Raw genomic sequence first — 7,344 nt, 5'->3', positions numbered from 1 at the left:
TTCAGCAGGGGCCAGATCGCCGATGACCTTCGTCATGGGCGGCAGAACGATAAGTTCGTTGGCGTTGCCAGCGGTGACGCAGGCATCGCCCTCTGGGCACGAGTCGGCCAGCGACTGGCTGGAGCCGTCGCGTCCGGCGAATTCGTCTGTAATGAGTACTGTTCTGATGCCGGCCTGCTCGGATTTGCGGCAATTCATGATAAGGTCGGCGTCGGGGTTGCCAAAGCCTTCTTCGCTGATGACCACGGCTTCGACGCCAAGCATGCGGGCCAGCTTGACCGCATAGGAAGAGCTGCGCTTCTTGTCCGCCAGGGTGACGTTTTCATTGGTAATGATGACGCCCACGAAATTGAGGTTCTTGCCGTGATGCTCATAAAGGCTTCTGATCACGGGGTTGTTAAGATGGACGTAGGTGCTGTTCTTGTCGCAGGCAGACACGCAGTTGCCCGAAATGATTGCGCCGTCCATAATTTCAGTGGGGCTGATCATAGTGGGCAGGATGCGCTTGGCGTCCACGCCGTAAACCCACGTATCGTGCAAAAGGCCTTGAGATTGCAGCATATAGATGTAGGCCACCTTGGGCAGCCCGGGATGGGCGTGCATGGCCTCGTTGAGCGGCGGAAAATCAAAACTTTCAACGTTGTCGGCCTTGGCGCTCTTGCAAGCTGCGGCCAAATAGTGGGCGGCGCGCAGCCCGGCACGGCGGAAGCAGGCTTCGCACTGGTGAGGCTCCATCTCGGCCACGGCAGACAGGGAAAGGGTCAGGTTGCACGTCTTTGAAAAAGGCGTGTAGTCTGCGCCGGGGCCGGTCATATCCACGATACCTTCTTGCGGGGCTACCACGCGGCCCGTGGTCAGCACGGCCATACCGCTCAAAACCAGAGTTTTGCCTTCACCGGCGTTTTCCACGTCGCCAATCCAGCCGGGAAAAACCTCACCCGGCCCCTCAAGCTTGCAACGAGGCTCAATGGCGTCCTTCACGGGCATAATGCGCGTGTTTTCACCGGGATGGGCGGCGTCTATCTCAACACCGCTGAGCCGTTCATCCTGCATGAGCAGGGTAGTCAGTTCTTCCTTGTTAACAGTAAGCACATCGCCGCTGACACCTGTGTGTGCACCAAAGACCAGCTTGCTGACTGTGATGCGGTGCAGTTCCAACTTCACGTTACATCTCCTTGTGGTGTGAAAGCACGCCCGGCGCGGGGGCCGGATGTCTTCCATTGAGGTTCAAAAGGCTTTTGATACTACAGCCCAGGCTCTCAATAGTTGCGCGCAGAAGCTCCACGTCCACAAAGGCGCAGTCCCGCAACGCGTTGCCTTCAATGCGCAAGGGCGCATGGGCGACAGCGGCGTCGTAACGGGCCTGAGCTTGCTCGATAAGTTCAAGAGATGTGATGTCCACTGAAGTGGAAGCCCCGGAAGGCGGTTGGGCACAAGGTGACAGGATCAGTGAACGGTACGGCATCTGTCGGGGCAGAAAATTGCCGTAAAGAGGGTGATTGGCAAGGCGCCAACCCTGATGGATTTGATCGCGCGCCGCGCGAACAACGGACGCGGATCAGCCCGAGATGAGCTTGACGCTCAATCCCTTGGGGGCCATCTCCTGAAAGCGGGGATTGTTTGTAATAAGGACGTGAAGCATAAGCGTACCTGCGGTTGAATGGCACGCCCTGTCTCCACAAGTGGATTCAGCAGCACTAAGATGTGCGATTCTTTTACCTGAGAGTTTCAGCCTTTCGGCCTTGCCCCTTCGGTGCCTCTGCTCTGGCATTCAGTGCAAAGGACTCTCTCGCACACTTACCACGATTCAAAAATGTACCATTGAGAAAAAAGTGTCAAGCTCGTGCAGATAGAAATTATTTTTCACAATGGCGCTATTGGCTGATTTTCCGCCTAACCAGCGCGTTTATAAGGCAATAAAAAGTATCATTATTTAAAATGGTTTCATAATGCCGGATTTCCAGCCGACATATTGGGGTAGTGCCCCGCCATCTTTAAAAAATGAGAAAATTGGTAAAACCAGCTAGGATGCCACAAATGGGTTTTTACATAAAGAAGATAACTCTACGATGTAGGTAGTCTTTGCCTAGCGCCAGCAAAAGCTGGGTACAACGGCTGATGAGCTCTGCCGTAAAATGGGTATACGCCAGCAGACCTTCTATCGCCGGAAGAAAAGGTATGGTGGGCTGGGTCTCTGTGAATTAGCCGACTCCGGCAATTGGAAGAGGAAAACTTTCGTCTCAAGCGCATGATCGCAGACCTGAGCCTTAATAAAGCCATGCTTAAGGATGTGCTATCAAAAAGCTCTGACGCCTTCTCGGTAGTGAGAACTGATAAAACAGTTGCGAGACTGTGACGGAGTGAGCGTAAGGAGAGTTTGCGCCCTGATGCAACAATCCTGAACGGTTTATCAGTTCTGCTCCATCCGCCCCGATTAGGCGCCATTGCGCATGCGCATTCGTGAAATTGCAACCAGTAATATTCGCTACGGCTACTAACGTATTTATATTTTGCTTCGTTGCGAGGGCTGGTGGGTGAACCATAAACGCGTGCACCGGATTTATACCGAGGATTATTTTAAGAATGCCGGGCACGGACACGAGCCTGGCCGTCTGTTCTCGCCATGTAGGGGGCTCATCACCCGCAAGGCATCCGGCATCATCCAAACGCGTGTTTTCGTCTTCCGTGAGATCTACCCTTTTCGCGACAATTCCAAGCCGGGCGGTCCCGATGCTGCATCGAAAGGGCTGGGCAGTCCCCGGAGAAAGCCCGCATGCGGGCGACACCCCGGTGAAACTCTTGAAGTACCTGCTCCGGGGTATTTCTCCAAGGGCTGTATCTTCATTTTGCTTTCAGCGCTTGGGTTCAGTTCGAGCCTCTTCCGTTCTTAATCGTTTATCAGGCAGTTTTACTTCTCAGGCTTTACCTAACAAAACGTTCTCCAGCATAATACCGCGTTTCAATGTTCCCGAAGAGATCGTCATAGAACCGCTTTTCAAAGCCCACAATCCCAATCGCAAGGCGATATTGGCGATCTGTCCGCCAGAGAGTTCAAAACTTAGTAATATTTCCCTCGCATCCTCATGCAGGTGTAGCTTTTCGCCCAAGCAGGCGTCCCAGAGCCGCAGCCGTTCGGTTTTGCCAGGAAGGGGAAAGAAAATGCCACAATTGAAGCGCCTGGAAAAGGCGGTATCAATGTTGTCCTGCATGTTGGTGGCCATAATCACAAGGTTGGGATAATTCTCAAGCCGTTGCAGTAAGTAGGCAGTTTCCTGGTTGGCATGCCGGTCGTGGGCATCTTCAACATTGGTGCGCTTGTTGAACAGGGCGTCCGCCTCGTCAAAAAAGATAATCCATTCCTTGTTTTCGGCCATGCGGAAAAGGTGTTCCAGGTTTTTTTCCGTTTCACCGATGTATTTGGACACGATTTGTGACAGGTCGACCCGGTAAACCGGCAAACCCGTCTGTTTGCCGATAAGAGCGGCAGTGAGTGTTTTTCCAGTGCCGGGCGGGCCATAAAACAGGGCTTTGTAGCCGGGTCGCAAGTGTTTGCCGAGGCCCAGTTTTGAGTAAAGTCCTTCTGCATGGGCGGCCCAATCCAGAATGTCTTGCACCTGACGCAAAACAACGGCGGGCAAAATCAAATCCTCCCACTCCAGGGGGGTAATCAGCCTGTGAGCCGGAAAATTGGGGCCTGACGGCTCATAAGTCTTGCCTCGGATGATGTAAGAAAGCGCCTCTTCATCAACTAATAGGGCCGCACAGGTTCGGGGTTCGTCCGGCGGGCAGGGGCCAAGCCGTAAAATTCCTCTGCTGATCAGCCGGCTGTCTTCTGAAAAAAACTCGATACCCGCCAGGCGATAAAGCAGATTACTCCCGCTGAGCAGGATGAGAGCTGTCTGCATTGTGGGGATAAAGCCGTTGAACTGTCTGCCGCGAACCCCTCCAAAGTACTTTTTGCATGCCTCTTCCTGTAGCAGGCTGGAAAGGATTTCCGGTTTAATATGCGGCAGCAGTGCCAAGATAAGCACCAGACGATCCGCCCCGCTCAGTTGGTGTTGGCGCACAAACTCAGTGTACCAGGCATCTTGGGGAAGGTCTGGCACGGATTCATCCGCTTTTTCTCCCTCCTGGATACCGAGGCTGAGCAGGCAATTGCCCAGCATTCGGCCGAACCAGTCCAATTCAGCACCTAATGCTTCAGTATTCAGTGTTGCAACAGCGGCATATGTTTCGTTCATAACCAATGCACCTGTATGAGCGTTTTCATCCAGGGAGTCTGAATAATCGAAAGCACCCAGGGGAGGCTCTGCAACAATAAATCATGGGGCCGTGCCTCCACATGCAATTGCGGGCTGGTATGCCCAAAGTGCAGCACCCCGTTGCGCCGCAAAAAATCCTGCGTAAGCTTTTCCGGGCTGGTATTGCCAAGACCTTTCCAATGAATCAGCATGGCCCGCATTACCTGCTGTGCCTCGTGCCTTTCTTTTTCCGTAGGCCCAAAATTGGCCTCGGCCAGAAGAACAGGCTCAAGCGGCGGCCACCCACAAAGGATCTTGTTCAGCAACAAATCGCCCTCCACCAGCAAGGAAATCTCCGGTTCAAAAAGCAGTTGCAACAGGCACACAGCCCGGCTCCGCTCAGTTGGCGATATAAATTCCTGCTGAGAGTCAAGCAATCCGAGGCGTTGAAAAAAATGCTTCAAAAATGGTGCTGCCAGCACCAGCCCGGCATTGTTCAAAAAATATTTTCGCTGTAGCGCATCATTGTGCAATGAGGCGGCTTCAATATCGTCAAATATGACGGACTTCTGTTCGAGCACGTGCAGAGCCTGCTCAAAATTCTTCTTGGCACAACCCAGCCCCCCCAAGAGCGAACGCAAACGACGGAATATCAGCGGGGTCCCCTTTTGTTGGAGCAGCGCGAGCAGCTTTTCCCTTGTCTGCGTATGCTCCAGTAGCGCCTGAAGTTCTGACGCCCAGTCGTCCGCAAGGAGGTTTTGCGTATTCCAGGGGGCCGTGCCGCTTTCAAGATATTCTGTCAAAAGTGTGAAAAAATAGCTGAGCCTATCCGGCCTGTTTTCTGCGGCAGGCAGGCGCAGCCGTAGTTCCTCACGCAATGTTTCCTGCAAACGGGGAATGACGCCGGAAAGGGGGACACTGCCCAAATCCAGGGTGAGTGTATCAAAGGACACCATATCCGGATCTTCAGGCGGTGCGAATTCATCAAAGACATCCTGGAGCAGGTGGGGCAGAGACTCCCGAAAATGAGTCAAAACAGCGCCGCCCCGGTGTTCCGCCTCTTGGGCAGCGGTAGATAGCCCCCCCTTTGATGAGGCTCGTGCGGTACAATGCAGAAGAACGCTGCCCACCCTGTGCGTAGTTTCATGAGACATATAAGTTTTTTTCCGCCACGCGCGGCTCTGAAGTCAGATGAGCTGGCGGTGCTCCCGTGAATGATTCCTTGTCTGCGTTGTCTTCAAAAGAGTGTATGAACTGCCGTAACTTGGTGTTGAGATTGTGCATACTGGCTTCGGTACTTTTTTCCGTGCTATACAGCAGTGCATCCATCAAACGCCGTTCTTCGGGATTAATAAAAAAGACATGAGCCAAAATGTGCGCCGGTATGTGTTTTTGTATCGCCTGCTCCAGAGACGGCCGCCATGCGGGAGGCACAAGCGCCTGTTCCAGAAATACAGCCATTTCAAAGGGGCGATTTTCACCAATCGCCTCGTAGTCCACGACTTTCACCCAAGCTGGCAGTAATGCTTTGGCCCATGCTGTAGTTTTGCTGATTCTATCAAAAGGGCTTAGCGGTGCATCCGAAGCCATCGGTGAATCTTCTTCGGCCAGCGCGGCCAACCAGCCTATGCGGATGTCTTCGTCTGTGATGTGATACTGTTCGGCATACCCGGCCAGACGCATGACGTGCAGACCAATGAATTCCGCTTCCTCCAGACTACTTGCGGCTATTTTGCAGATGATGCGAAGCCGCTGTTCTGCGTCCCGAATATAACACCGGTATTCATCCTGTTCGGTCGTCGTGTTACGCTCAAGCCGAATGTCAAAAAAACGTTGGGCAGGTGCCGGACCATTGAGGGTGAAAGGCAGCAAAAGCAGGGCAAGGCGCTGCTCAAGCGGATCGTTCCCGGCATTGATTTGCAACATTTCGGCTTGTGGAGAATTTTTAAGTAGACGCCGTCCGTTCAACCACGGTAGATGCCGCAGCCAATAAGCAAGAAGTTCGAGCCGGTGTTCGGCGGTTGTGGAGGGGGGTGAACTGTCTTGGTTAGTATATTCCGGAAGAAACCAGGGCTCTTCGCCCTGCAAAGCGGCCAGGTGCAGCAGGAGGGCCTCGCACCGCCGCAGAAAATCACCCCCTTGCCGCACGGCATCACCCATGCCGCTCCGGTATGACGGGCCGTCTGTCAATACGCAAAGTAACGGGCTTTCAGTATCAGCGCATAATTCTTCCGGTTCGGGCGTGCGCGGGGCAAACAAGGCTGAAGGGTTACGCAACGGGAGCAAGGCGTCAGCTAAAAGTTGTTCAAAAAGCAACAGCCAGCCCTGGAGCTGCCGCGCCTCCGCCAGGTTTTTGCCCGTTTTTCCGTTTTCAACTGAGGCAGCATTATAGCACGCAGGTAATTGCTCATGCAGGAACGCGGGCTTGCTGGCCTCTTCGGTTATGCTCGGATACTCAGTGGTTTTAGGCTGTGGTTCCAGTGTCTCCGTTATACGCCATTGCTGCTGGCGCAATTTTTCCGTGAGGTGGCATTCTGCCAGATATGCGGCATGACGCAATTCTTCCATGTTCAGTTCTTCATAAAAACCGGCCCGACCCACCCGGATGTTCCATTTTGATATGGCAAAGGCGTCATAACCTTTCCCCAGAGACAACACCTCCTTGGTCAATACGCTTTTTCCAGCGGCGTTGCGCAAACTAAGAGCGTGGATGCCTTTTAAAACGGCATCGCGCACATTCACGTTCGCGTCTTGGAAGAAGTGGGCTAGGAATGCGTTCATTACTGAGGGGCGGATTGCGTGAGGTATGGCCCCACTTGGGCGCAGATATTCCTCAGCCGTTGTCATGAGTTCCGCAACAAGGGCAAGCAGCGCACGTGGTTCCACCGGGGACACCGCCAGTTCGAGGGTGACATCGGCCTCTAGGGGGTCCAGCCGTATTTCTTCGGCCCGCAAGACCGGACGGCACAACTGCTGCCACTGCACCAGACGGCTGTTAACCTCGCGCAGTATACGCTCTTTTTGTTCGCGGCCGCTTTGTGTCTGCGCCGTTTCAGGGGGCAGGGCAAACCCCGTTCCATCTGTTGGCAGCACTGGAGCAAAG

5 protein-coding genes, 1 pseudogene and 1 riboswitch are annotated in these 7,344 nt (G+C 53.7%); of the genes and pseudogenes, 1 reads left to right on the top strand and 5 read right to left on the bottom strand.

The features are described 5' to 3' along the window. Positions 1 to 1,164: glycine/sarcosine/betaine reductase component B subunit (locus QM579_RS01065; RefSeq protein WP_414997382.1), on the bottom strand; the 1,164-nt coding region annotated here is incomplete at its 3' end. 1 nt (position 1,165) lies between these two features. After that, a pseudogene (locus QM579_RS01060) lies at positions 1,166 to 1,540 on the bottom strand (GrdX family protein); the annotation flags it as partial. Between the two features lie 157 nt (positions 1,541 to 1,697). Next, a riboswitch (glycine riboswitch) is annotated at positions 1,698 to 1,802 on the bottom strand. A gap of 747 nt (positions 1,803 to 2,549) precedes the next feature. Between QM579_RS01060 and QM579_RS01055 the strand changes: the two are divergent. Next, positions 2,550 to 2,891, top strand: a complete 342-nt coding sequence (locus QM579_RS01055) for a hypothetical protein (protein WP_414997381.1) — start codon at positions 2,550 to 2,552, stop codon at positions 2,889 to 2,891. A gap of 24 nt (positions 2,892 to 2,915) precedes the next feature. On the opposite strand, the gene QM579_RS01050 is transcribed toward QM579_RS01055, so the two are convergent. The 3 genes from QM579_RS01050 to QM579_RS01040 all read right to left on the bottom strand — a co-directional run. Next, positions 2,916 to 4,241, bottom strand: coding sequence for an ATP-binding protein (locus QM579_RS01050; protein ID WP_414997380.1), 1,326 nt, complete (start codon positions 4,239 to 4,241; stop codon positions 2,916 to 2,918). Beyond that, on the bottom strand, positions 4,238 to 5,275 hold the full coding sequence (locus QM579_RS01045) for a contractile injection system tape measure protein (protein ID WP_414997379.1): 1,038 nt from the start codon (positions 5,273 to 5,275) through the stop codon (positions 4,238 to 4,240). The genes QM579_RS01050 and QM579_RS01045 overlap by 4 nt, the downstream gene beginning before the upstream one ends. 109 nt (positions 5,276 to 5,384) lie before the next feature. Continuing rightward, on the bottom strand, positions 5,385 to 7,344 hold a 1,960-nt coding region (locus tag QM579_RS01040), incomplete at its 5' end, for a hypothetical protein (RefSeq protein WP_414997378.1).

It is taken from the genome of Desulfovibrio sp., assembly GCF_047607245.1.
GTDB lineage: Bacteria > Desulfobacterota > Desulfovibrionia > Desulfovibrionales > Desulfovibrionaceae > Desulfovibrio.
Note: the sequence above shows the minus strand (reverse complement) of the source record. Positions and strands in the feature narration are given on the sequence as shown.